Below are 26,722 nucleotides of genomic sequence, written 5' to 3'. Positions count from 1 at the left end.
GGTTGTGTCAAAACGTTGGCACAACCTTTTTCTATAATTTATAGTCCTGTTATCTTTTCTTTTGTCTACGCCGCTTTTTTCTCATTCATTTGGTAACAAGTTGCTATCTTCCCGTTGTATCGGGTTATAAATAGTCCAATAAATATAGATTTAGCAAGTGTAATGAGCTCCTTTCCTGCTTTTCTCAGTTTTGCACACATCTTTTTGATATTAAAAGCTATGGCAAAGAAGGCAAAGTCCATTTTCACCTTGTCTTCTCCCACATGCCGGAACCTCCTGTATGCCATGTTGTATTTCATTTGTCCGAAAACAGCTTCCGGTTCTATACACCGCCTGCCCCTATGCCTGACTCCTTCTTCTGAAACTAACCTTTCCCGTGCCTGCCGTTTATATTGGTTTAACCGGTGGTTGACTTCTATAATACGGTTCCCCTGTGCTTTAAAACAACTTCCATGCAAAGGACAACCTTCGCATCTTTGTGCTTTATACCGGGCACTTTCGGTGATGTATCCGCTCGCTGTTTTGTCACGTCTGGTTCCTATGCGGTTCATGTGTTGCCCCATCGGACAAACGTAATAATCCTCCCCCGCATTGTAATGGAGACTTTCCGCATGGAACGGGTTGGGAGTATAACGGGGACGCTGCTCTTTATGGAAGTAGTTGTACTTGACAAAGGCCTCTATCCCATTTTCCTGCATGAACCGGTAATTTTCTTCCGAGCCGTAACCGGAGTCTGCCACACCGATACCCGGTAAGCGGTTATAGCGGTGCTGGAAGGAGTGGAAGAAAGGGATCAGGGTCAGCGTATCGGTGGGGTTGGGAAACAGCCGGAAGTCTATGATGAACTGGTTTTCAGTACCTATTTGTAAATTATACCCGGGCTTGGTCTGCCCGTTCTTCATGGCGTCTTCTTTCATACGCATGAATGTGGCATCAGGATCGGTCTTGGAATAGGAATTACGTTCTCCAAGGACTTCAAGGTGATTGTCGTATTCCATCAGCTTGTCACGATACCCTTCAAGTTCCCTGACCTGTTTTTTCTTTTCACGCAGAGCTTTCTTTTGTTCCTTGTCCTGTGTTACTTGGTGTTCCAGCACTTCTTTGAGTTCATCCACTATATTAGAGAGCATGGAGGGAGTCAACTCCACGGATGTGTCTTTTACAGAGTTCTCCTGTATAATGGCTTCATCCACCTGCTCCAGAAGGATGCGAATCTTATTCAGCAACCTTGTACGGTTCTTTTCGACTGTCTTGCGCCAGACAAAAGTATATTTGTTGGCCTTGGACTCAATCTTGGTGCCGTCGATATACTCCACGTCAAGACTGATGAAACCCTTGTCGGCAAGGACAAGAACCAGCTGCGTGAAGACGTTGTTTATTTCCTCCTTTACACGGTTACGGAAACGGTTGATGGTTATGAAATCCGGATGCTCATGACCGGCAAGCCAGATATAATGGATATCACGCAAAAGAAGCTTCTCTATTTTACGACAGGAATAGATATTATTCATATAAGCGTAGATAATTACCTTGAGCATCATTTTGGGATGATAAGCTGAGCGCCCCGTTTCTTTATAAAGCTTCTTGAAATTATCAAGATTGAGATTATCAACAACTGCATTGACTATGCGGACAGGATCGTCCGCAGCTATGTTTTCATCAATTCTTTGTGGAAAAAGAACGGTTTGGTTGGGAATGTAAGGACGAAAATGTAACTTTGCCATAACGAAAAAACTGATGCCTAAAGTTACATAAACTTTGGGTAATAACAAAGCCCGGGCTTGGGAAAGTCCGGGCTTTGCGCATAAAAAAAGGTTGTGCCAGCATTTTGAACTGCACCCCAAAAGTTAGACATAAAACTTTTGGGGTGTTTTTTATGAAGTACAGTTATGAACAAAGGCTCATCATCGTTAGCCGAGTAAAACAAGGAGAAGCAATAGCGCACTTGTCGAAAGAGTATCATATCAGTGCGACTGAGATATTGGCATGGGTGAGAATGTGGGACCACTATGGTCGTTCCGGACTGGAACAACAATCCCATTGCCGTCCTACGGTTAAATTAAAGGAAGAAGTAGTACGTTTAATATTAGAAAAAGGCGTACCTTTGGCCCATGTAAGAGTAGAATACAGAATTGGCAAGACGGCACTACAACGCTGGGTCAGCGTAGTACGCAAGTATGGTTATGGGGCTCTTGAGCCGTCCAAACGCCGAGGAAGACCACCGAAATATCCTATGGGACGCCCAAAGAAGAAAGAACCGCAAACGGAACTTGAGAGGCTTCAGGCTGAAAATCTCCGCCTGAAGGCGGAGAACGCGCTGCTAAAAAAAGCGAAGGCCTTAGTCGAGGCAAAGAAAGCCCAAGCACTTCTGAATGGGCACGGACCATCGACGAACTAAGGTCGGATTATCCTCTTGACTTGCTATTGGAGTTAAGAAAGATGGCTCGTTCTGTGTTCTATTACCATCTGAATCGCCTTAAAGCCGCTGACAGATATGCCAATGAAAAGGAATCGATTAAACTGATTTTTCATGAGCATAAGGGACGCTACGGCTATCGCCGTGTGACAGCGGAGATGCATAATCGTGGTTTTATGTTAAACCACAAGACCATTCAAAAGCTTATGGGTGACTTGGGGCTTAAAAGCAAAATACGCCAGGTGCGCTACCGGTCATACAAAGGTGAGGTCGGTAAGATTGCCCCAAACATAATAGACAGGGATTTTACGGCAGAAGCTCCAAACCGCAAATGGGCGACAGATGTAACACAGATAAATATCGGTTCCGTCAAACTTTATCTCTCGCCGATATTGGATATGTTCAACGGCGAGATAATATCATACAATATCTCCCGGAACCCAAATCTGGAACAGATATACGATATGTTGGATAAAGCGTTTGCAAAGTTCGACAATCTTGACGGCCTTATACTCCATTCTGATCAAGGATGGCAATACCAACATTACGGCTACCGTAAGCGTTTGGAAGAACACCATATAGTACAAAGTATGTCTCGCAAAGGCAACTGCCTTGACAACGCTATGGTGGAGAACTTTTTCGGTATTATGAAGTCTGAACTTCTATATGCCGAGCAATTTGAATCGACCGAAACCTTTATAAAGGCTTTAGATAGCTATATTGAATATTATAATAATAAAAGAATCAAAGCCCGGTTAAATGGAAAGAGCCCGGTACAATACCGAACTCTTTCTATTACGGGATAATGTTTAACCTGTCCAACTTTTGGGGTGCAGTTCAATTTTGACACAACCTCTTATCTTTTTAGCCTTTTTCAAATAAACTAATTAACTAACCTAATCTAACCTTCAATATATTCTAATATCTAAACCTATTGCACTCCTTCTGTTGTCATCTGAATACGCTTCATGGTTCCATCTTCATTATAGTACAGGCGATCAATGTCTTCATATTCCCAAGGTCCGGTAATACTCCGGTTCATTGCATAGCAAATCTTCTCGGAATAGAACTTGCCATCGCGCTCAATGACCTGACTTGCCCATACTTCCCCCTTCGCCCGGGAGAATTCATCCATTATTTTCATCCTTTTTTGAAGATATAAACAACAAATGTCTTTGGTTCCAACTCTACATTCAACACCTGACCATCAATTGATACCGGAGTTTCCTGAGGCTGAATAGCAAACGGCTGCTCAATTGTATTATCTTTATCCAGATCGGCTGAACGCAGCTTGATGCAACGACCGTCAGACAATACATCCTGTTTCTTCAATCCTTCAAACTTCAATGACAGAGACTGGGCTTTATCAGAAGTATTGGCAACCTTTACTATGATTTCGCTCTTATCCTTATCATAAACCGCACTCGCAAACAGTCCGTTCTGATCTTCGGCACCCGTTACAGGCTTCTTATTCATCGTCAAAGAAAGTACATTAGTGCCCTTGTGATGTCCGTAGAGTTGCTGTACATAGTAACTTACGGTACGGACAGAGTTGAGATTATCAAACCAGATCATATCCGGACGCCATTGCCATCCTTCCACATGAGCAAACAAAGGAGCATAAGTGGCCATGTGCACAATATCCGCATTGCGCTCCAATCCGGTCATAAATGCGGCTTCAAGCAGAGCGGCATTGAAATGGTTCCATTTCTTACCTTTACCATGACAAGCATATTCTCCTGCAAACACTTTCGGACCTTTACGGTCATAGTTATCATAGCGTGCTCCCTCATTCAGGAACCAGTTTTCGGGACGATAGAAATGTTCATCCACCAAGTCAACTTTCAGACGTTTCATTTCCGGCCATAGATATTCGAACTGTTTTCCTTCAGAGTCCGGACCGGAGCTTCCAATAATCTTGATATCCGGATAGGCTTTACGAATAGCCTTGATAAACGGTTCGAGGTGTTCCGGATATTCCGGTCCCCACTGCTCATTACCTATACCAATGAATTTCAGGTTGAACGATGCAGGGTGGCCCATATCGGCACGCAGTTTTCCCCATTTCGTGGCCACATCCCCATTGGCAAATTCTATCAGATCAAGAGCATCCTGCACATAGCTATCCAAATCGCAAACAGCCGCATGTGCCTCTGCATCTGAATTCTGAAACTGACAAGCCAGACCACAACTCAATACAGGAAGCGGCTCTGCTCCTATTTCTTCCGAAAGTTGGAAGAACTCAAAAAAGCCTAATCCATAGCTCTGAAAATAATCGGGATAGAAACGATGCGGGAAAGTATATTCCCAACGATTCTCATTCAGGGGACGATTTTCTACAGGGCCTACTGATTTTTTCCAGTTATAACGCGTAGCCAAATCTGTTCCTTCAACGATACATCCGCCGGGGAAACGGAAAACACCCGGTTTGATATCTGCTAAAGCTTGCGCAAGGTCTTTACGCAAACCATTCTCATGTCCTTTCCACGTATCGACTGGGAAAAGGGAAACGTGTTCCAAATCGACTGTTCCCCCTGAAGCAAGGAAAATACGTAATGTTGACTTTGGATCTGTTATGCTGGGCTTCAGAATAACATGATACTTTTTCCATTCTTTCGAATCAATAGTCAATGTTGCTGTAGCGAAAGCATGATGTTCGCCCATAGATTTGGTATCTACCAACTCTATACGGATTTTTTCTGCTGTTCCTCCTTGAGGCAAACGTGCCCATACGGAAAAGCGATACTCTTCTCCGGCTTTTACACCGATACCAAAGAATCCTTCATTATCGAGTCCGGTGTGCTTATGCGGATGTCCCGGATCAGACAAGCGAACATAATGAGGATTCTTCTCAAAAGGTCCGTCATCCTGCAAAGTCACATTACCAAAAGTTTTCCATCCCATCAAATTTTGAGGGAATTCAAACGAACGGTTCTTCACTAACTCGGCATATAGCCCGCCATCAGCGGCATAGTTGATATCCTCAAAGAACAGCCCATACATAGTAGGCTGAATCTCTGCGCCCAATTTCTTGGTTTGTATCACAAACTCATTGGTTTGTGCCTGAAGCGTCATACCCGCGGTAAGGGTCAGCGCCATTAATAATCCAGTGTATCTTTTCATGGTTTCAAAATAAAAATTATAATTGATTACTTAGTTCTTTTTCCCCAGACGGAACGTCCCCGACTATCCAGACCGGTAAAAAGAACGGTTTCCGTTTCATTTTCCCAATCATGTCCGGCAAATACAAGCAGGTTATCTACGGATTCACCGTTCAGCGTCAAAGACAATAGCTGTCCTCTTTCCGCAAACTTCCAATAACCTTTATTCTCATCCAACTGCCCGTCCTTCTTCAAAGACAACGTGCAGGAAACATTCCACTCTTCGTTTTTAAGCTGACCTTCGCCCCACAAGATTTGGCCAGCTTGTAACTGACGCTCATACGCGGGTTCCTGCACACGTATAATCTCCCACTCGCCTACTATATCAGCTGCCGAAAATTTACGGGAAGCACTACCGGTATAACGTTCGGGCGATACCACGGGCCAACCGTCAGATGTGAAGAAAACTTGGCGCAGATGAAGATCCATCATCTGGTTATGCGGAGACAAACGTCCTTGATGCGCCATAAAATATTGTCCTTCATCCGAAGTGAAGACAGCGCAGTGTGCCGTACCCGCCCAACCCGGATGATTGTTGAAACGATATGGGGCTGTCAAGATAGGAAAATTGTTGGTAGTATCTTTCAGTTCCACACCAAAGTAATCGACAAACGGGCCTTCTGCCTTATCCGAACGTCCTACCCGCACATTATAAGTAGTCATCAACGGATCGTATGAAACAAACAGGTAATATTGTTTCAGTTCGGGATTATAAATAATTTCAGGCGCTTCCAGATTATCTTTCCAATAAGTGGCACGACGGGCGATAAGATGCCCCTGGTCTCCTTCCTGGACAGGAAGTCCTGTTTCGGGATTCAACTCAACACAGTACAATCCGCCGAAGAACGAACCGTAATGCATCCACCACTTTCCGGTAGCGGAATCAGCTATAATACTCGGGTCGATGGCATTCATTACCGAAGTTGCATCGGTCTTGACCACACATCCCCGTTGCATCCAGGGTCCTTCGGGCGATGCGGATTCCGCCAATCCTATATAGGATGTCTTAAGGCCAAAAGCCGAGACACAGTAATAAAGCCTGTATTTGTCACCGAAAGGTATTATATAAGGAGCCCAGATATTGGTTGCCCCTTTCCCGTCTGCATGCGAACGCACCCATTCTACCGCCTCCTGCGGTATTTCAGGGAAAGCCCAGCCGACAAATTCCCACTTAACAAGATCTTTGGAGCGACGTACCTGTATGAAACCCAACGGAACATTCTTCTCCTCGGCTTCTTTACGGTTCTCCCCCAAAATGGCATCGGTGGAATACATATAATAATAGTCACCCAGTTTACAGCACGACGGATCATGTACATTGTAAGTTCCCCACGAGTGGTAATTGTCCATAGAAGACAAAGCGGAATAGTCATCCTGCCAGGGATTGGGCGAAGCCACAGGAGTAAAAACCGGAGAGTTACAGCCAGCAAACAAAATTCCCGCAGACATGACAACTACGCATAACAATTTTCCCATAATATTAGCTAATTAAAAATTACAATGCAAATGTACGCCACGCCCAAAGCTGTAGAGGTGGATATATGACCTTTTAAGGTGGACAATCCTCCAACTTCACAAAAAGACCACGAACATTTTATGGTCATCACAAGTAATCTATTAACTTTGCTTGTGCTAATACCAAATGATAAAACAATGCATAAGTTTTTCCACCTTATTATATTATATATCGCTTTGGCAAGCCCCACTTTCTTGCGGGCACAGGAGTCTTTTACCAACCGGTATAATACAATATATATAACAATGAATGAGGGGCTTCCCAATAATTTTGTTGACGATATATACAAAGACCGGCAGGGTTTTCTTTGGATTTCAATGTCGGGTGGCGGACTATCCAGATACGATGGCTACGAATTCATCAACTTTACCCCGGCTACCCCACATTGCCGACTCAAAAGCAACTTCATACGCAAAGTCCACGAAGACAACTTCCGGCGGCTTTGGGTTGTATCGGAAGGGGGTACGGATATTATCGACCTGACAACCATGCAGTCCGTACTGCCCGCCCCCAATAAGAAGCTGGAAGAACTCATCCGGCAACCGGCTTTTATGGTCACGCAAGACGCCAACGGATGTATCTGGCTATATTGTGGTAATAGCCTGCACCGCATCGCTTTCCACACCAATGGAGATATAGAAAGCATCCACTCGCTAGAGATCCCCAACCCCTACCGATACGACATCACCTTCAAAGATGTGGAAAACGAGGGAAAAGTATGGATAGGAATCAACGGTCGATTATACAAGATAGGCATGACTGTACAAAACGAACTAAAAGAGACACTGATTGCAGACTGCCTGAGCTTTGCACCGGATATGTATTTTACAGACTTTATAGCCAAAGAAAATGAAGTATGGATTGCCTCCGACAAGGGTTTGTACCGATATAATAAAAACGAGAATATAGTGAAACAATATGTGCATGTCCCCGGCAATCCACATTCCCTTTCACAGAACTTCCTGACCTGCCTTGCCATAACCAATGACAAGCAACTACTGGTTGCCAGCCTGAAAGGTATCAATATATACAACCCCATAAAAGACAATTTCGAGCGCATAAGCGACCAAGTATCCAATACCGGCAGCAAACTACTGAACAGCAATTTTATCAACTGCATCACTGTAGAGGGGAAACATATCTGGGTAGGAACCGAAAGTGGCGGTATCAATAAAATAACCGCCAAACGCCTGTCCCTACAGAATTATCAGTATGATAACAAGAATCCCCAAACAATCTCCCACAATCCGGTGAACGCCATTTACGAAGATCATAGTGGTAACCTATGGGTAGGCACGGTAGAAGGAGGACTGAATAAAAAGGCGGCAGGAAGCGACAGCTTCATTCATTATACGCACGAAAGCGGTACACTTACCCATAACTCGGTAAGCGCCATCACCGCCGACGGGCAAGGAAGGTTATGGATTGGCACATGGGGTGGCGGCATAAACCTTATTAACCCACAAAATCCACAGCACAGGATAGAAGCTATCACAGCCGAGAACAAGGATAACTATCCCATAGACTTTATCGGAGCGCTGGCTTACGACTCTATCAACAACGGCATGTGGATTGGAGCAAACCAAGGATTATTCTTTTACGACCTGAAACATAAGCAGCTTTGCTCGCCGTTTGCCAATCGCGCAGCCGAAGATATACGCGGTTGTATCGGCTCTATCATAGACAAGAACGGGCAGCTATGGATAGGCTGTCTGGACGGTGTTTATATCATCGATCTGCATTCCCGTCCCGCCTCGTCTTCGGACGGGGTATTCCGATACCGCCATCTGAAATACAAACTGGATGATCCGTCCTCCGGGCTGATAGAAAAGATATGTTGCTTTTACGAAGCCCAGGACGGTATACTATGGTTGGGAAGCAACGGTTACGGCATTTACAGGTGTATGCAAGACGAACGCGGAGAAGTCCAATTCATTTGTTACAACTCCCTTCACGGCCTTCCCGACAACAGCATCCGCGGTATTCTGGAAGATGACAAAGGGTATATCTGGATAGCGACCAACAACGGGCTGTCACGCTTTCAACCTACAGAAAACCATTTTATCAACTACAACCGGCAAGATGGTCTTACCGATACTCAATTTTATTGGAATGCCGCTTACCGTTCTCGGTACAGCAAGCTCTACCTCGGTACAGTATCCGGATTAGTTGCCATAGACTGTACGTTGCCTACCGTTCCAATTCAACCTTCAAAAGTACGGTTCACCCGTTTAAAAGTAGAAAATAAAGAAATATTCCCTGGCAACGAATACCTGCCGCTGGATATTGCCGTAAGCAAGACAATCTGTATTCACGAACGTGAAAAGTCTTTTTCACTGGAATTTTCCGCACTCAACTACGAGACCGATAATACTGCGACCTACAGTTACCGCCTGCTTGGTTTTGACAATCGGTGGATACACGTACCCGGCAACAGACGTTTTGCCACCTACACTAACCTGTCTCCGGGAGACTATACGCTGCAAGTGAAATATACACCCTATGACCAAGCAGCAGAAGAAGAAAACATAACGGAACTTCAAATCACAATCCAACCCTATTTCTACAAGACGACATGGTTCACACTGATCGTAATCGTCCTTGTCGCATTCGCTGCCTGGCAATTCTACCAATGGCGTATACGGAGCCTGAAAGAGCAGAAAGAAAAACTGCGCCTTAAGGTGGAGCAACGCACCCATGAACTAGAGAGGCAAAAAGAACTACTGGAAGAACAGACCGAAGAACTGTCACGCCAAAACCAGATATTGAAACAACAGAACGAAAAGATTACCCGACAGAAAGCGCAGCTTACCAAAATGACGCGCAAGATACAGGAACTTACATTGGACAAGATAGCGTTCTTCACCAATATCACACACGAATTCCGTACTCCAATCACACTGATCATGGGTCCGATAGAGCGTGCACTGAAACTAAGCTACAATCCCCAGGTCATCGAACAGCTTCACTTTGTAGAACGCAACTCCAAATACCTGTTGTCACTTGTCAACCAGCTTATGGACTTCCGTAAAGTGGAATCGGACAAGCTGGAGATAGTGAAAACGAGAAACAATTTTCTAAAATTCGCCAACGAGCTGATAGTTCCTTTCGAGGTCTTTGCCAAAGAAAGGAATATCACACTGAAACGTTATTACCGGATGTCTTCACCGGAAATATCCTATGATGAGGAAGCTATGCACAAGGTTTTAACAAACTTGCTGAGCAATGCCATCAAGTTCACGCCCAACGGTGGAAACGTATCTTTATTCATTGCTTTGCTGCCTTCTGCCGCTAGCGGCAAGTTAACGCTTTACATCTGCATCAGCGATACCGGTGGCGGTATTCCTGACGAGGATATAAATAAGATATTCAATCGTTTCTACCAGTCGCAAGGGCAAACCAAATATCCCATGTACGGACAGGCGGGAAGCGGCATCGGACTTTATTTGTGCAAGCGTATCGTACAAATGCATGGTGGTGAAATCCATGCACAAAACAACCATACGACCGGTTGTTCCCTCCGTATTCTTCTGCCAGTAACTTCGGAAAACAGCACAATGAAAACAATAGCCGAAAGTACTCCGCAGCTTACGGTTGCCGATGACACAGTACAAGCATCCGAAAGTACCGGAAAGGGTTTGTCTATTCTGATCGTAGAAGACAACGCAGATATGCGCGGATATATCCGTTCTATCCTGCGGGACAAATATAATGTACTAGAAGCGGCTCATGGCGAGGAAGCCCTGACCATACTGAACTCGCATGCGGTAGACTTCATCATCAGCGACCTGATGATGCCCATAATGGACGGCATCGAGCTGTCCCGCCGGGTAAAGGAGAATTTTACCATCTCTCATATCCCTTTCCTCATGCTCACTGCCAAGACATCTCAGGAATCACGTCTGGAGAGCTACCGCACAGGAGTAGACGAATATCTGCTGAAACCTTTTGACGAGACGCTGTTGCTTACCCGCATAGAGAATATCCTTGAGAACCGCAAACGCTATCAAAAAAAGTTTGCCATAGCCATGGATATAGATACCCTGAATATGGAAGAAGAATCGGGTGACAAGAAATTCCTCAACCGAATCATGGATGTTGTTAAAGAAAACTACAAAAACTCCTATTTCGAGGTCAGCGATTTCTGCGAAGCGGCAGGTGTAAGCAAGAGTCTGCTGAACAAGAAGCTACAAAGCCTCATCGGACAATCTGCCGGACAGTTCATACGGAACTACCGCCTGAACATTGCCCGTGAACTATTGCTGAAAAACCGGGAGAATAAAAATATGAACATTGCCGAAATAGCTTATGAGGTAGGATTCAACGACCCTAAATACTTCACCCGGTGCTTCACTAAATACTTTAATACGACACCGAGCTCACTGCTTAATGAGGAAGGATAATTTTACCCCGGCAAGAATTGCTCTTTACCTCACATTATAAAATGTATTTTCTACACTTAAATTTCATTTATCCACCTCTAAAATACGTTTGTCCACCCCTATTTACTACACAAGCCCTACTTTTGTCATGCAATCGGTACTCAATCCTTCAGGAGAGAACCGTGCATTTAATGTTTAATTTTAATCTTAATATTATGAAGAATGACAAAAGAATGGTTGCCGCATTGCACATGGCATCGAGCAAATTCAACCTTCCCCTATTGATTCCATTACATATATGAAATCCGTAACCTGGCTACCTCCGGTAGTCAACGCCAGGTCGTACGTCAATCTGGCATCGTAATCAGTTAATAATAAATCTAATCTATTAATTAAACAACCTTAATACTTAAAAAATGAGGAAACATTTATTTTTTTTCGTAATGCTTAGTCTGTGTATCTTTGGCAGCATGGTGGTGTACCCTACACCTGCAATGGCTACCGTGGCACAATCTCCGACTATCAAGGTCCGTGGTCAAGTTGTCGACGAACAAGGTGAACCACTGACTGGGGCCACCATCAAAATTAAAGGCGGACAAGGCGGAACTATTACCGACCTCGACGGAAACTTCCAACTGGAGGTTCTTGGAAACGCCACCCTTTTAATAAGCTATGTGGGTTATAAGGAACGTGAAGTGGCTGTCCGCAACCGTGCCATCATCGACCCTATCCAGCTACAATCCGATGAGCAGATGCTTGAGCAAGTAGTTGTCGTGGGCTACGGTACACAAAAGAAGTCTGACCTAACAGGTTCCGTTGCCGTAGTAGATGCGGAAGCCTTGAAACAGACGTCAAACTCCAACATCTCTACCATGCTCGAAGGTAAGGTTTCCGGTGTGCAAATCACCTCCGACGGACAGCCCGGCGCCGATCCTACCGTCCGCATCCGTGGTGTCGGATCTTTCGGTAGCACCGCTCCTCTTTATGTTATCGATGGCGTTCCCATGGGAACTTCCATCCGCGATTTCTCTTCAAACGATATTGAAACCATCCAGGTACTAAAGGATGCTTCGGCTGCCGCCATCTACGGTTCGCGCGCCGCCAACGGTGTAATTATCATCACCACTAAACGCGGACAAAAAGACCAACCACTGAAAGTGGATTACAATGGGTACTTCGGTGCGGACTTCATTCCTAAGGGTGTGTATGATGTAATGAATGCCGACCAGTATAGCCAATACCTCGGTCAGGCGTGCGCAAACTCCAATACTCCGTTGCCATCGGGATACAAGCTTGACAGCGCAACTGGAAAATATCATTTCCAAGATGATACCAGCACCAACTGGTTTGACGAAGTATTCAAAACGGGGATTCGCCAGAACCACAATGTGAACCTCTCCGGCGGTGGTGCCCATAACACCTATAATATATCATTAGACTATTTCAACCAGAAAGGAACACTTGAAGGCGCCGGCCCTAACTACGAACGTTACACCGCACGTGTCAACAACACTATGGAAACCAAGTTCATAAAGTTCCATACCAGCCTTGTCTACTCTCACTCCGACCAAGACAACATGGGCTTGTCCAATGCTTCCGAATACGTTCAAGGTTTGTATGGCGACGTAACCAACGTACTGCGCGGTACCTTACTGATGCAACCCACCATCAAGGCATACGATTCTTCTACATGGGTACTCGACAACTTGGTGGGAATCGCCAACAACTTCAATTATGATGCTTACGGCTATGGCGTATACTACGACACCGTGCATGGCGATATCTCCGCTTCCAACCCGTTACTGGTAAATAACCTATTGGAACGCAACACCCGTGTAGACCGTTTTGTAGGGACAGGTTCGGCAGATGTAGACATCTTCAAGATGCTTGGCATCAACAGCCAAAACCACAAACTCAACTATAAGGTAAACCTCTCTTACAGTAAGACCTTCTGCAAGGACTTTACCTGGATTCCAGCATGGGTGCAGAGCAACCGTGTCTATCTGGCCAAGAGCAATGAACGGCTAACCAAGGCTTCGCGCAACTATTCGGATGCTTTGATAGAGAACGTGCTCACTTACGACGGCACGATAGACAAGCATCACATCAACGTAGTGGCAGGACAGACTTATGAAGAGGAGGACACCGACCTGCTGACTGGATGGGGAGTCAACTTCACCGAGCCTTACTTCCTACAGCTCCAGAATGCAGCCAATACGTATTCCAGCAGCTACGAATACAAGCATTCCATCTTATCCTACATCGGTCGTATCAATTACAATTACGATGACAGATACTTGCTCTCGGCAACAGTGCGCCGGGATGGTAGTTCCCGCCTGACCAGAAGCATCCGTTGGGGAACTTTCCCCTCCGTCTCCGTGGGTTGGCGTTTCGACAAAGAAAACTTCTTCCCTTTCAATCCGGATGTCGTGAACATGTTTAAAGTCCGCGCCAGTTATGGTGAACTCGGTAATGAAAATATTGGTGAGTATATGTATCAGGCTGTCATGTCGCGCAACAATATGACTTACAACTTCAACGGTAACGTAGTGACCGGTTCCGCCGTTTCCACTTTCGTGGACAGCAACCTGGCATGGGAGAAAAAGAAGACCTATAATGTGGGTATCGACCTTGCCTTGTTCCGCAACCGACTGGAGTTTACGGCCGAGTGGTACAAAAATATCAGCGAAGACCTTCTGTATGCGGTTCCCGTTCCGGAACAAGCCGGTGTCTCCAACACCACCGTGACAATGAATGCCGCCTCAATGAACAACTCCGGCTTCGAATTCTCCGCCACCTACCGTAATCGGGATCATGATTTCAAATATGAAATATCGGGCAATCTCAGTACGTTGCGTAACCGTGTAACCTCGTTAGGTTTCGGTACCAACTCTTATATCTCAGGTGCATACATCACCAAAGTAGGTGAAGAAATCGGCCAGTTCTACGGTTGGGTTTATGAAGGTATCGCCCGTACACAAGAGGATCTTGCCAACCACGCCACTCAGGAAGGCGCCCAGATCGGTGACTGCCTTTATAAGGACGTAAACAACGACGGTAAAATAGACTCTGAAGACCAAGTGGTATTGGGCAGTGGTATGCCTAAAATTCATTTCGGTCTGAGTGCCCGCTTTGAATATAAGCGTTTCGACTTGAGCATCGCAACTTTCGGTGCGTTGAACTATCATGTAAGTGACGACATCTACAACTCGCTTAACTCTTGCTACGGCTGGGGAAACAAAGAGGTACGTATGCTCGATGCCAACCGTTTCAGCGAAGACGGCAGCACTTACCTTTCCAACATGCCACGCACCTATGTCACCAACAACGCCAGCCTAGCTTGGAACGACCTCTTCAGTTCACGTAAGATTCAGAACGCAGCCTACTGGAAGATTGCCAATATAGAATTAGGCTACAACTTCCCTGACAAATGGTTCGGCAAATATGTATCCGATGTACGTTTATACGTATCAGCACAGAATCTTCACACATTCACCGGCTATCACGGTTATAATGTAGACTATGCGGGAGGGACTTTCACCCCGGGATATAACTTCTGTTCTTATCCTACTGCACGTACTTTCATGTGTGGTGTTCATTTTACATTCTAATTGTTACTATCTGGTACCTAAATACTAAAAACATATTTTATGAAACTAAATAAATATTCACTTGCTCTCATTTTGGGACTTAGCACGCTGGTTTCTTGCAGTGACAGAATGGATTTATTGAATCCCAACCAACAAACCTCAAGTACCTTCGGTTTTAATGCCGATGATTTGGAGGAATGCGTGATTGCCGCCTACAACCATATCCGCATGGAGGGTTCTTATGCCCGTGTAGGCTACACCATCGACGTGTGTCGTGGCGATGAAGCCTGGAACTCTTCACAAGTGTGGTATCTGCCTTTTGATGACCTCAATGCAGAAGTTACCTCAGACATTACGTGGTGGCCCTGGCGGGAATGGTACTACACCATCAACGTGTGCAACTTCACCATTTCCCGTTGCAGCGAAGATAACAGCCAACTTTCCGATAAAATGAAATACATCAAAGGACAAATGCTTTTCCTGCGCGGCCTGTCATACTACAATCTGGTAGGTTATTATCAGAACCCGCCCCTCATCACAGATTACGCTACCTACTCTTCGTTGGACGGACTCTATGGGGGCAACAGCACCTATGATGCCGTACTCGACCAGATAGAAAAAGATTTCCACGAGGCGATGGAATTGCTGCCTTCGCGCGATAAAGGCAGTGAGTGGGCCGGCGGACGCGCCACCTGCGGTGCTGCGGCAGGCTACTATGCCCGCGCCCTTATGATGCGCCATAAATATAACGATGCACTCACAGTACTCAAAGACATCATCGCCAAGAAATACGGCACCTACCGACTGATGGACAACTATGGCGACAACTTCCGCGAAGGTTCAGCATACGAGAACAATGCGGAGAGCCTCTTCGAAGTGCAATTCCTCGACTACGGTTCGCAAGGCACTGATGATGAGTGGACTCCGGTGAACACAAGCCCCAATGCTACACAAGGGTCCGCCATTGAAAGTAACTTTGCTCCCGGCAACTATGGCGGTTGGGCCGATATCTCAGCTTCCCCCTGGCTTTACCATCTTTTTAAAGGAGAACGTACCATAAACGGCACACTCGACCCCCGTCTTTATTGGACCATCGGAACTTACGAAACCGACTGGGCAGACTTCGAATATGGTAATGTAGCTTATACGCAAACACTTACAGCTACCGATAATATCGTAACCAACAACACTTACGGTGGTCTGCCGATTGCCAAATTCACGAATCTCCGTACCGGTCTGTACAGCACCGTCACTACAGGCTTGCATGATGGAATCAACCTACGTCTGATGCGCTACTCCGATGTGTTGCTGCGTGCCGCTGAATGCGAAAATGAGGTCAATGGCCCCACGCAGCAGGCTATCGACTGGATCAACGAGGTACGTAACCGTGCCAAGCTGGCAGACTTGGAACTCGAAGATTTCAATACTGCCGACAAGCTCTTCGAACAGATAGCCAATGTGGAACGTCCTAAGGAATTCGGCTGCGAATTCGGTCGAGGCTTCGACCTCATCCGTTGGGGCTTCTTTTATGACAACAGTCGCTTGCAGCAACTCAAGGAACACGGCACGGTACGTCGTTCTACAGAAGGAGTAAAGAATCCTGTGAACTACAGCGATATAGCAAGCGATCCTGAACTGAAGAGCTCTTTCGATACCTACTTGCCCGGGCACGAATTCCTACCCATTGTGCAGCAGTTGATGAATAATAACCCCAATCTGAAAGGCAATTCCGCCAACTATAGCACGGACAACTCTTCTTATTTCCGTGACAATGGTTGGACAGTGCGTTCAGTTGTAGATTTAAGCAAATAAAATCAATCACACTCTTTAAATTTAAGACAATGAGATTACTAAAAAAAATAGCATACGCTTGTTGTTCCGTAACCTTTGGATTACTGACACTGACAGGCTGCACGGATGGCGAACTTTATGACGTAAACGCCCCCGACTGGATTTCCGATAAGATACAGGAAATTGAAGATTCGAAGAAACAACCGGAAGACGAAGTGCTTGAAGGCATGTTGGAAGATGTGTACACTTTCGGAAAAACGGATTTTACTTCCGGCTTTTGGTCTGCTTTCTCCAAATATTACGTAGTACCCGATGGCGAGAAGTGGAATGCAGTAATCAACCTCCACATCAACCCAGCGACCGACACCAAGTATTTCAAGAACTTTGCCCTTATCATCTCCAACGACGTAGACCGCGGTGGTGAAGGATATGCCGAATACGGAGCCATCCGCTTTGATGTTACTGGTAGCCCTGAAACTTACAATTCCCAATGGGGCGATCATATCGATTTCCAGTACGTCTCGGGCACGTTGCTTCTCAATCCCGATGAAAACGAAACAGACCCCAATCTGCAAAGTTTGGGCGGCAAAGTGACACTCACCGTAGATCGCACCAATGCAGACGCTTTCACCGTAAAGATGACCAACGGCACAGCAGCCAAGACTTACGCGCAGCCATACAAGGAAGAAAATCTAAATACAGATACAAGCAACACCAACATCCGTTGCTTCTTGGTTCCAGAAGGTTCCTACATCGACTTCCAGCAAACCAACATTGAGCCTATCGGCGGTCTTACTTCTGCCCAAGACAAAAATCCGATATCAATGGAACTACAGAACGTACCCAATCAGGTCATTGTTGGTACTCCGCTTGAATCGGCTATGGCCAACGTATCGGCCATCGTTACCTTTGAAGAGGGAGTGACCAAAACTGTACCGGTTTCTGAGCTTTATATCTCTACCATTCCCGATATGGAGCAGCCAGGCATAAAAAACCTTGTAGCCATCTATAACAAGACCTTTAAAGGTGAGAATTGCGAACAACCGATTGTAGCTAATGCAACTTTTGAAGTTGTGGAACAGATTGTATCCATCGAAGTGACTACCCAGCCCTCGCACACACGATACTACTATTACACCTCGGAAGCTACCCAAAGTTTGGCAGATCGAACGATGGCCTTCGACCCGACAGGCATGGTGGTTACAGCAACTTACACCGACGGGAGTTCAAGAATCGTTGACAACGAGAAACTCAGCTTCTCTACTATTCTTGCGAAAGCAGGCTCTCAGACCGTCACCATTACTACCACTACCGGAGAAGAAGTCACCGCAACGATAGAGGTTACCGTCTCCGAATCTACAGCTTCTGTAGTGAAGAACAGTACCAACATGGTAGGAACCGAAGATAACTCAACAGTCTTCTGGGGAGCCATCTCTGACGATTTCAATGTACCTATAGGAGAGACAAAGTACATTACATTCACCAATTACAGTAGCCTGGCTAACAACTGGAACAACTTCGCTGTGATTCTCCGCAAAACCGATATTACCGCAGAATACGCAGTGGTTCGCGCTGACAACTATGGCTGGGGTAATGGATATGCAGCCTGCGTTCACAACGGAACACAAGGCGAATGGGGCACTTGGCTTGCCGGTATGAATGGAGCCAAAGTCACAGTCTATGTAACGAACTGTGGCAATAGCGTCGCCGATATTCAAGTAGTAATGGAGAGTACTACAGGTACAACCTCTACCCAATACTATTTAGGCATCAACACAGTGGATTCCAGCGACCTGAACTTTGCATTGACTGTTGACAATTGTCATCTTGTCTTCAATGAATAAGAATAACTATTAACTTTTCTATCATCCATACCGTCCCTCTTTATCAGAGGACGGTATGGACCTTAAAAACTTACTGACCCAATGAAAAAACTAACATTTTTCTTAATATCCCTGCTGACGGTTTTTACGGCTTGCTCTGATGGGCTTGACAACGTCGAATACAATAGAAACAGCGATATAGTCGTAGCCACTCCCGAAGCAACTGTAACGACAGGCACCTCGCTGGCCGTTCATTCATCGGTCACCGGCAATCTGAATAACGTAGCCAAGAGGGGATTCTGCTATAGTGTAAACGTCTTAACTCCTACTATCAAAGACAATGTAGTGGAAGCAGACGAGAACTTCAGTGCAACCATCTCCGGCTTGACGGGTAATACCGTTTACTACATACGCTCATATGTTTACGGCAACAGTCGTTACACTTACTCGGAAACATTCACGGTAACCACAGCAGCCTCAAGCCTTGACGAACAGCTCAAGAACTATGTGGCACCCACCTATGAAGACTATTACGTGGACATAGCCAGTTGGGACCAACGCAATCAATGGAACTTAGCAAACGTACACGATCCCACCGTGGTGCTAGCCGAAGACGGATATTACTATATGTATCAGACGGACGCCTCTTACGGCAATGCGCATACAGCCGGTGGACACTTTCACGGCAGACGTTCCACAGACCTCGTAAACTGGGAATACTTAGGCGGAGTAATGCCGGCACTACCCGAATGGGTAATTCCGAAGCTAAATGAAATTCGCAAGGAAATGGGGCTGAACGAGGTTTCACCCGAAACCACAGATTTCGGCTACTGGGCACCCTGTGTGCGCAAAGTAAAAAACGGGCTTTATCGTATGTACTACTCCATTGTGTGCCCCGGTACTTTAGATGGAGCGAACTCTTGGGGCGAACGCGCCTTCATCGGTCTATTGGAGAACTCAAACCCCGCCAACAACAACGGCTGGGAAGATAAGGGCTATGTTATCACCAACGCCTCGGACAAAGGACTGAACTTCCATATCAAACCCGACGACTGGGCCAACTGTTACTACAAGTGGAACGCCATCGACCCAAGCTATCTGATAGACAACGACGGTAAGCATTACCTGATTTACGGTTCCTGGCACAGCGGTATAGCCGCCTTGGAGGTAGATGCCGAAACAGGGAAACCCCTGAACACACTGCCAGCCCCTTGGGGAACCAGCGAAGACATTGCCGCATACGGATCATTGATTACCACCAGACAAATGGGGAACCGCTGGCAAGCCTCGGAAGGACCGGAAATCATCTACAATGCCGCTACCGATTACTATTATCTATTTGTAGCTTATGACGCATTGGATACCCCCTACAATACCCGTGTCTGCCGCTCCCGAAATATCAATGGTCCTTACCTCGGCATAGACGGTGTCAATCTTACCCAAGATGGAGGAGAAATGCTGCCCGTCGTTACTCACCCCTACAAATTCAACAACAGCTATGGATGGGTAGGAATCTCACATTGTGCTGTGTTTGACGACGGCAACGGCAACTGGTATTACGCCTCACAAGGCAGATTTCCCCAAAATGTGGAAGGAAATGCTTATAGCAATGCCCTCATGATGGGGCATGTGCGCTCCATACGGTGGGACTCACAAGGCTGGCCGGTCGTAATGCCCGAACGTTACGGAGCTGTCCCTCAAATAGCCATTACGGAAGATGAACTGGTAGGCAACTGGGAGCACATCGACCTCTCTTATTCCTATGGAAAACAGAAAGAATCGAGCAACATGACCCTCGCGGCCGACCATACCATTACAGACGGAAGCTGGAAAGGGGGAACCTGGAACTATGATGCAGAAAAACAAATACTGACAGCTAACGGAGTGGAACTGTGCCTGCAACGCGAAACAGACTGGGAAGCCAATCCACGCACCCACACCATTGTCTATGCCGGCTACACCAACAACAAGACGTATTGGGGAAAGAAAAAGAAATGAGATACCCCATCCGCATCCTAAAAACAGCCTCAACAACCCGACATTTGAGGCTGTTTTTTTGCTTTTATGTTACATAACATATACAAGTGTAGTTAATACACTCAATAAAAGTGTTACTTTTACACCCAAAATCGGATAATTATCTCATTTACATTAAAAATAGAACCATGAAAAACAGTTTTCTACTTGCAGGAATTGCCGCACTGATGTTATCTGCGTGCAATAACAAGCCAGCTCAGGAGTTGACTTTGTCCGGTCTGAATCCGGTAAATTTCCAAACAGAAGTGAACAATGCCAAGACAGGTCTTTACACCTTGAAGAACAAGTCGGGCATGGAAGTGTGCATTACTAACTTCGGTGGCCGTATTGTTTCCATTATGGTTCCCGACAAAAACGGGAATATGCAGGACGTTGTTCTGGGTTTCGACAGCATTGCTGACTATGTAAACATCCCGAGCGACTTCGGCGCTTCTATCGGCCGTTATGCAAACCGCATCAACCAGGGAAGAATCGTATTGGACGGAGACACAATCCAATTACCACAAAACAACTTCGGACACTGCCTGCATGGTGGTCCTAAAGGCTGGCAATACCAAGTATATGAAGCCAATCCGATTGATGAAACTACGCTGGAACTGACTCGTATCTCACCGGACGGTGACTCTAACTTTCCCGGCAACGTAACTGCTAAAGTTCTTTTCAAACTGACAGATGACAACGCTATAGATATAAAGTATAGCGCTACTACAGATAAGAAAACGGTCATCAACATGACTAACCATTCTTACTTCAACTTATCCGGTAATCCTTCAAAAGCTGCAACAGATCATATCTTATATGTAAATGCAGACAATTACACTCCGGTAGACAGTACTTTCATGACCACTGGAGAAATCGTAACAGTGAAAGATACTCCGATGGACTTTACTACTCCCAAAACAATAGGACAAGACATCACAAACTTCGACTTTGTTCAGTTGAAAAACGGAAATGGCTATGACCACAACTGGGTACTGAATACGAATGGAGACATTGCTCAATTAGCTGCAAAACTGACTTCACCTGAAAGCGGCATCACTCTGGAAGTATATACCAACGAACCGGGTATACAAGTTTATACCGGCAACTTCCTAGACGGAACTGTAACAGGCAAAAAAGGCATTACTTATAATCAACGTGCTTCCGTATGCCTGGAAACACAACACTATCCCGACAGTCCTAATAAGCCGGAATGGCCTAGCGTGGTATTGGAGCCGGGACAAACATACAACAGCGAATGTATTTTCAAATTCTCAGTAGAGAAATAATAGTTAACTTTTAAATATTAGAATTGTGGAAGCATTAGATTGGATCGTAATTGGAGTCTTCGCTTTAGCTCTGATTGGTATTATTGTTTGGGTTGTCAAACAGAAACAAAATGACTCAGCGGATTATTTCCTGGGTGGACGTGACGCTACGTGGATTGCTATTGGTGCATCTATTTTTGCATCAAACATTGGTTCGGAACACTTGATCGGACTGGCTGGTGCCGGAGCATCCAGTGGTATGGCTATGGCACACTGGGAAATCCAGGGATGGATGATTCTTATTTTGGGATGGGTATTCGTACCGTTCTATTCAAGAAGTATGGTATATACGATGCCGGAATTCCTGGAACGTCGTTATAACCCGCAGTCCCGTACTATATTGTCTGTAATTTCCTTGATTAGTTATGTACTGACTAAGGTAGCGGTTACGGTATATGCCGGTGGTCTGGTATTCCAGCAAGTATTCGGCATTGAAGAACTCTGGGGAATCGATTTCTTCTGGATTGCAGCTATCGGTCTGGTTTTGATCACTGCATTATATACGATCTTCGGTGGTATGAAGTCAGTACTTTATACTTCTGTATTGCAGACACCGATTTTATTGCTAGGTTCACTGATTATCCTTGTACTCGGTTTCAGAGAACTGGGTGGATGGGACGAAATGATGAGAATTTGTGGTGCGGTAACTGTTAATGATCAGGGCAACACCATGACGGAATTAATTCGTAGCAATAGTGACCCGAACTTCCCTTGGTTGGGAGCATTAATCGGATCAGCTATCATCGGTTTCTGGTACTGGTGTACTGACCAGTTCATCGTACAACGCGTTCTTTCAGGTAAGAACCAGAAAGAAGCACGCCGCGGTACTATCTTCGGAGCTTATCTGAAATTGTTACCCGTATTCTTGTTCTTGATTCCGGGTATGATTGCTTTTGCACTTCATCAGAAATACCTCGGTGCAGGTGGTGAAGGTTTCTTGCCGATGCTGGCTAATGGCAGCGCCAATGCCGATGCAGCTTTCCCGACACTGGTAGCCAAGTTGTTGCCGGCTGGTGTGAAAGGTCTGGTGGTTTGCGGTATCCTTGCAGCTTTGATGAGTTCGTTGGCATCTTTGTTCAACTCATCTGCCATGCTGTTTACAATTGACTTCTACAAACGCTTCAAACCGAAAACTTCTGAAAAGAAACTGGTAGTTATCGGTCAGATGGCAACTGTAGTGATTGTAATTCTGGGTATTTTGTGGATACCTATCATGCGTAGCGTAGGCGATGTACTTTATACTTATTTGCAAGACGTACAGTCTGTATTGGCACCGGGTATCGCCGCAGCCTTCCTGTTGGGTATCTGCTGGAAGCGTACTTCTGCACAAGGTGGTATGTGGGGATTGATTGCCGGTATGGTAATCGGCCTGACACGTCTGGGAGCAAAAGTATATTACAGTAATGCAGGAGATGTAGCCGGTGGTACATTCAAATATCTATTCTATGATATGAACTGGTTGTTCTTCTGCGGATGGATGTTCCTGTTCTGTATCATTGTAGTGATAGTAGTCAGTCTGGCAACGAAAGCACCGTCTGAAGAAAAGATACAAGGATTGGTATTCGGTACCTCTACCCCGGCACAATTGGCAGAGACACGTGCCAGCTGGAATCATTGGGATATTATCCATACGATTATTATCCTGGGTATCACTGCCGCTTTCTATATCTATTTCTGGTAAAATAGTTACAAGCTACGGGCTACAAGTTACGAGTGTCATTTGGCATGATAGCGTAGCCACTTGTAGCTTGTAGCTCGTAGCCCGTAACTCAAAGATATATGACAAATAACTATTATAGTTCAAATCCGACCTTTTACGTTGGTATCGACTGTATCATCTTCGGTTTCAACGAAGGAGAACTGAGCCTGTTATTGCTGAAACGAAATTTTCAGCCGGCAATGGGTGAATGGTCTCTGATGGGTGGATTCGTGCAACAAGGTGAAAGTGTGGATAATGCTGCCAAACGTGTACTGGCGGAACTCACCGGTTTGGAAAATGTATATATGGAGCAAGTAGGGTCGTTCGGCGAAGTGGAACGTGATCCGGGAGAACGGGTTATCTCTGTTGCTTACTATGCATTGATCAATATCAACGAGTACGACCGCGAACTGGTGCACCAGCATAATGCCTACTGGGTAAACATCAATGAATTACCGCCTTTGATCTTCGACCATCCGCAAATGGTGAAACAAGCACGGGAATTGATGCAACAGAAAGCATCCACAGAGCCTATCGGCTTCAACCTGTTACCGAAGTTATTCACGCTGTCTCAACTGCAAAGCCTCTACGAAGCTATTTACGGTGAACAGATAGACAAGCGTAACTTCCGTAAACGGATAGCCGAAATGGACTACATTGAAAAAACAGATAAGATTGATAAAACAGGTTCCAAACGCGGAGCTGCCTTATACAAATTCAATGAAAAGGCATACCGCAAGGCACCGAATTTTAAATTATAAATTATGCTGGAAGAACTGAAAGAAAAGGTATTCCATGCCAACCTCGAACTGGTGAAGCATGGACTGGTTATCTTCACCTGGGGAAATGTATCAGCTATCGACCGTGAAACGGGACTGGTAGTCATCAAACCCAGTGGTGTAAGTTATGACGATATGAAGGCGGAAGACATGGTAGTGGTGGACCTCGATGGTAAGGTAGTGGAAGGACGATTGAAACCGTCTTCAGACACTCCAACCCACGTGGTACTCTACAAGGCTTTCCCTGAAATCGGCGGTGTGGTACACACCCACTCTACTTACGCTACTGCCTGGGCACAAGCCGGATGTGACATTCCGAATATCGGAACGACACATGCAGATTACTTCCACGATGCCATACCTTGCACGGCAGATATGACAAAGGAAGAAGTGGAAGGAGCGTATGAAATGGAAACCGGAAATGTAATCGTGAAGCGCTTTGAAGGGCTGAACCCTATACACACGCCGGGAGTACTGGTAAAAAATCACGGCCCTTTCTCTTGGGGAAAAGATGCGCACGATGCTGTACACAATGCAGTGGTAATGGAACAAGTGGCTAAGATGGCAAGCATTGCTTATGCTGTCAATCCGAAACTGACCATGAATCCGCTGTTGGTAGAAAAGCATTTCAACCGCAAGCATGGGCCTAACGCTTATTATGGGCAATGAACAACTGACAATTAAAAATTAAAAATTAAAAATTAAAACATTATGAACGCATTTGATCAATATGAAGTATGGTTCGTAACCGGAGCACAGCTCCTGTACGGAGGTGACGCAGTTATCGCAGTAGACGCACACAGTAATGAAATGGTAGCTGGACTGAACGCCAGCGGTAAATTGCCGGTAAAGGTGGTTTATAAAGGTACAGTAAACTCTTCTAAAGAAGTAACTGAAGCTTTCAAAGCTGCTAACAATGATGAGAAATGTATCGGCGTTATCACCTGGATGCACACTTTCTCTCCTGCCAAGATGTGGATTCACGGTTTGCAGGAACTGAAGAAGCCGTTGCTGCATTTCCATACTCAGTTCAATAAAGAAATTCCTTGGGATACCATGGATATGGACTTCATGAACTTGAACCAGTCTGCTCACGGTGACCGTGAATTCGGCCACATTGTAACCCGTATGCGTAAAAACCGTAAGGTAGTGGTAGGCCACTGGCAAGATGAAAAAGCACAGGGCCAGATTGCAACATGGATGCGTGTTTGCGCCGGATGGGCTGATGCACAAGATATGCTGATTATCCGTTTCGGTGACCAGATGAACAACGTTGCTGTTACTGATGGTGACAAGGTATCCGCTGAACAAGTTTTGGGTTACCACGTAGACTACTGTCCGGTAAACGACCTGATGAAGTACTACAATGCAGTGGAAGACAAAGATGTACAGGCAATGGTAGATACTTACTTCAAAGAATATGACCATGCTCCTGAACTGGAAAAAGCCGGAACAGAAGCTTATACCAAAGTGTGGAACTCTGCAAAAGCAGAAATCGCTCTCCGTCGTATCCTGAAAGATACAGGTGCCAAAGCATTTACTACCAACTTCAACGACCTCGGTGACTTTGATCAGATTCCGGGACTGGCTTCTCAACGTCTGATGGAAGAAGGTTATGGTTTCGGTGCAGAAGGTGACTGGAAAACTGCCGCTTTGTACCGTACCACATGGTTCATGAGCCAGGGTATGCCGAAAGGTTGTTCTTTCCTGGAAGACTACACCTTGCATTTCGACGGTGAAAAGAGCGCTATCCTCCAGGCTCACATGCTGGAAGTTTGTCCGCTGATTGCTGAAGCAAAACCGAAACTGGAAGTACATCGCCTGAGCATTGGTATCGATAGCGAAACTGCACGTCTTGTATTCACCAGCAAACAAGGTGAAGGCGTAGCCGCTACTATCGTTGACCTGGGTAACCGTTTCCGCCTCATCGTAAACAAAGTAGAATGTATCAAGAGCAAACCGCTGCCCAAACTTCCTGTTGCCAGCGCATTGTGGATTCCGATGCCGAACCTCGAAGTAGGTGCTGCTGCATGGATTCTGGCAGGTGGTACTCACCACACCAGCTTCTCTTATGATCTGACTGTAGAATATTGGGAAGATTATGCAGAAATGGCAGGTATCGAAATGGTAGTTATCGATGAAAATACAACTATCAGCGAGTTCAAGAAAGAACTGCGCATGAATGAAGTATATTACATGTTGAACAAAGCGCTTTGTTGAT

Annotated in this window: 14 protein-coding genes and 2 pseudogenes; 12 read left to right on the top strand and 4 right to left on the bottom strand. The window is 45.6% G+C overall.

What is annotated here, in order from left to right:
- Positions 1-65: 65 nt before the first annotated feature.
- Positions 66-1,724: an IS1182 family transposase gene (locus tag K429_RS0107300; RefSeq protein WP_025726057.1), complete on the bottom strand. Its 1,659-nt coding sequence runs from the start codon at positions 1,722-1,724 to the stop codon at positions 66-68.
- 152 nt (positions 1,725-1,876) lie between these two features.
- On the opposite strand from K429_RS0107300, the gene K429_RS0107295 reads away from it, so the two are divergent.
- Together K429_RS0107295 and K429_RS0107290 are read left to right on the top strand one after the other, a co-directional pair.
- The gene (locus K429_RS0107295) at positions 1,877-2,398 is read left to right on the top strand and encodes a helix-turn-helix domain-containing protein (protein WP_025726501.1); all 522 of its coding nucleotides are present in this window, start codon (positions 1,877-1,879) and stop codon (positions 2,396-2,398) included.
- Positions 2,383-3,222, top strand: a pseudogene (locus K429_RS0107290) (IS3 family transposase); the annotation flags it as partial. The gene K429_RS0107295 and the pseudogene K429_RS0107290, both read left to right, overlap by 16 nt.
- Before the next feature lie 125 nt (positions 3,223-3,347).
- On the opposite strand, the pseudogene K429_RS30230 reads toward K429_RS0107290, so the two are convergent.
- From K429_RS30230 to K429_RS0107275, 3 genes and pseudogenes are all read right to left on the bottom strand, one after another.
- A pseudogene (locus K429_RS30230) lies at positions 3,348-3,482 on the bottom strand (glycoside hydrolase); the annotation flags it as partial.
- 74 nt (positions 3,483-3,556) lie between these two features.
- Positions 3,557-5,539, bottom strand: a complete 1,983-nt coding sequence (locus tag K429_RS0107280; RefSeq protein ID WP_025726499.1) for an alpha-L-arabinofuranosidase C-terminal domain-containing protein — start codon at positions 5,537-5,539, stop codon at positions 3,557-3,559.
- 26 nt (positions 5,540-5,565) lie between these two features.
- Positions 5,566-7,053: an arabinan endo-1,5-alpha-L-arabinosidase gene (locus K429_RS0107275; protein WP_025726498.1), complete on the bottom strand. Its 1,488-nt coding sequence runs from the start codon at positions 7,051-7,053 to the stop codon at positions 5,566-5,568.
- Between the two features lie 177 nt (positions 7,054-7,230).
- On the opposite strand from K429_RS0107275, the gene K429_RS0107270 reads away from it, so the two are divergent.
- From K429_RS0107270 to araA, 10 genes are all read left to right on the top strand, one after another.
- Complete coding sequence (locus K429_RS0107270; RefSeq protein WP_025726497.1) at positions 7,231-11,496, top strand: two-component regulator propeller domain-containing protein; 4,266 nt, start codon at positions 7,231-7,233, stop codon at positions 11,494-11,496.
- 395 nt (positions 11,497-11,891) lie between these two features.
- On the top strand, positions 11,892-15,086 hold the full coding sequence (locus K429_RS0107265; protein WP_025726496.1) for a TonB-dependent receptor: 3,195 nt from the start codon (positions 11,892-11,894) through the stop codon (positions 15,084-15,086).
- Positions 15,087-15,125: 39 nt separating this feature from the next.
- Positions 15,126-16,877 (top strand): RagB/SusD family nutrient uptake outer membrane protein, encoded by a 1,752-nt coding sequence (locus K429_RS0107260; protein WP_025726495.1) that lies wholly within the window; start codon positions 15,126-15,128, stop codon positions 16,875-16,877.
- Between the two features lie 29 nt (positions 16,878-16,906).
- A complete protein-coding gene (locus K429_RS0107255; protein WP_025726494.1) occupies positions 16,907-18,700 on the top strand; it encodes a bacterial Ig-like domain-containing protein in 1,794 nt (597 codons plus the stop codon).
- 81 nt (positions 18,701-18,781) lie between these two features.
- Entirely contained in the window at positions 18,782-20,677 is a 1,896-nt protein-coding gene (locus K429_RS0107250) for an arabinan endo-1,5-alpha-L-arabinosidase (protein WP_025726493.1), read from the top strand.
- A gap of 167 nt (positions 20,678-20,844) precedes the next feature.
- On the top strand, positions 20,845-21,984 hold the full coding sequence (locus K429_RS0107245; RefSeq protein ID WP_025726492.1) for an aldose epimerase family protein: 1,140 nt from the start codon (positions 20,845-20,847) through the stop codon (positions 21,982-21,984).
- Positions 21,985-22,009: 25 nt separating this feature from the next.
- On the top strand, positions 22,010-23,704 hold the full coding sequence (locus K429_RS0107240; RefSeq protein ID WP_025726491.1) for a sodium:solute symporter: 1,695 nt from the start codon (positions 22,010-22,012) through the stop codon (positions 23,702-23,704).
- Positions 23,705-23,802: 98 nt separating this feature from the next.
- Positions 23,803-24,483 carry an NUDIX domain-containing protein gene (locus K429_RS0107235; RefSeq protein ID WP_007217736.1) on the top strand — a complete coding sequence of 227 codons (681 nt, stop codon included), beginning with the start codon at positions 23,803-23,805 and terminating at the stop codon, positions 24,481-24,483.
- A gap of 3 nt (positions 24,484-24,486) precedes the next feature.
- Positions 24,487-25,170 (top strand): L-ribulose-5-phosphate 4-epimerase, encoded by a 684-nt coding sequence (locus tag K429_RS0107230; RefSeq protein WP_025726490.1) that lies wholly within the window; start codon positions 24,487-24,489, stop codon positions 25,168-25,170.
- Between the two features lie 42 nt (positions 25,171-25,212).
- Entirely contained in the window at positions 25,213-26,721 is a 1,509-nt protein-coding gene (araA, locus tag K429_RS0107225) for an L-arabinose isomerase (RefSeq protein ID WP_007214939.1), read from the top strand.
- Position 26,722 lies beyond the last annotated feature (1 nt).

Source organism: Bacteroides sp. 14(A), assembly GCF_000526555.1.
GTDB lineage: Bacteria > Bacteroidota > Bacteroidia > Bacteroidales > Bacteroidaceae > Bacteroides > Bacteroides cellulosilyticus.
This window is presented reverse-complemented; position numbering and strand designations above follow the sequence as displayed.

Excerpts from the sequence above, each read along its gene's own strand:
- K429_RS0107245 (WP_025726492.1), top strand. The coding sequence starts at position 20,845 with ATGAAAAACAGTTTTCTACTTGCAGGAATTGCCGCACTGATGTTATCT.
- K429_RS0107255 (WP_025726494.1), top strand. The coding sequence starts at position 16,907 with ATGAGATTACTAAAAAAAATAGCATACGCTTGTTGTTCCGTAACCTTT.
- K429_RS0107250 (WP_025726493.1), top strand. The coding sequence starts at position 18,782 with ATGAAAAAACTAACATTTTTCTTAATATCCCTGCTGACGGTTTTTACG.
- K429_RS0107265 (WP_025726496.1), top strand. The coding sequence starts at position 11,892 with ATGAGGAAACATTTATTTTTTTTCGTAATGCTTAGTCTGTGTATCTTT.
- K429_RS0107295 (WP_025726501.1), top strand. The coding sequence starts at position 1,877 with ATGAAGTACAGTTATGAACAAAGGCTCATCATCGTTAGCCGAGTAAAA.
- K429_RS0107260 (WP_025726495.1), top strand. The coding sequence starts at position 15,126 with ATGAAACTAAATAAATATTCACTTGCTCTCATTTTGGGACTTAGCACG.
- K429_RS0107275 (WP_025726498.1), bottom strand. The coding sequence starts at position 7,053 with ATGGGAAAATTGTTATGCGTAGTTGTCATGTCTGCGGGAATTTTGTTT.
- araA (WP_007214939.1), top strand. The coding sequence starts at position 25,213 with ATGAACGCATTTGATCAATATGAAGTATGGTTCGTAACCGGAGCACAG.
- K429_RS0107230 (WP_025726490.1), top strand. The coding sequence starts at position 24,487 with ATGCTGGAAGAACTGAAAGAAAAGGTATTCCATGCCAACCTCGAACTG.
- K429_RS0107300 (WP_025726057.1), bottom strand. The coding sequence starts at position 1,724 with ATGGCAAAGTTACATTTTCGTCCTTACATTCCCAACCAAACCGTTCTT.
- K429_RS0107235 (WP_007217736.1), top strand. The coding sequence starts at position 23,803 with ATGACAAATAACTATTATAGTTCAAATCCGACCTTTTACGTTGGTATC.
- K429_RS0107280 (WP_025726499.1), bottom strand. The coding sequence starts at position 5,539 with ATGAAAAGATACACTGGATTATTAATGGCGCTGACCCTTACCGCGGGT.
- K429_RS0107270 (WP_025726497.1), top strand. The coding sequence starts at position 7,231 with ATGCATAAGTTTTTCCACCTTATTATATTATATATCGCTTTGGCAAGC.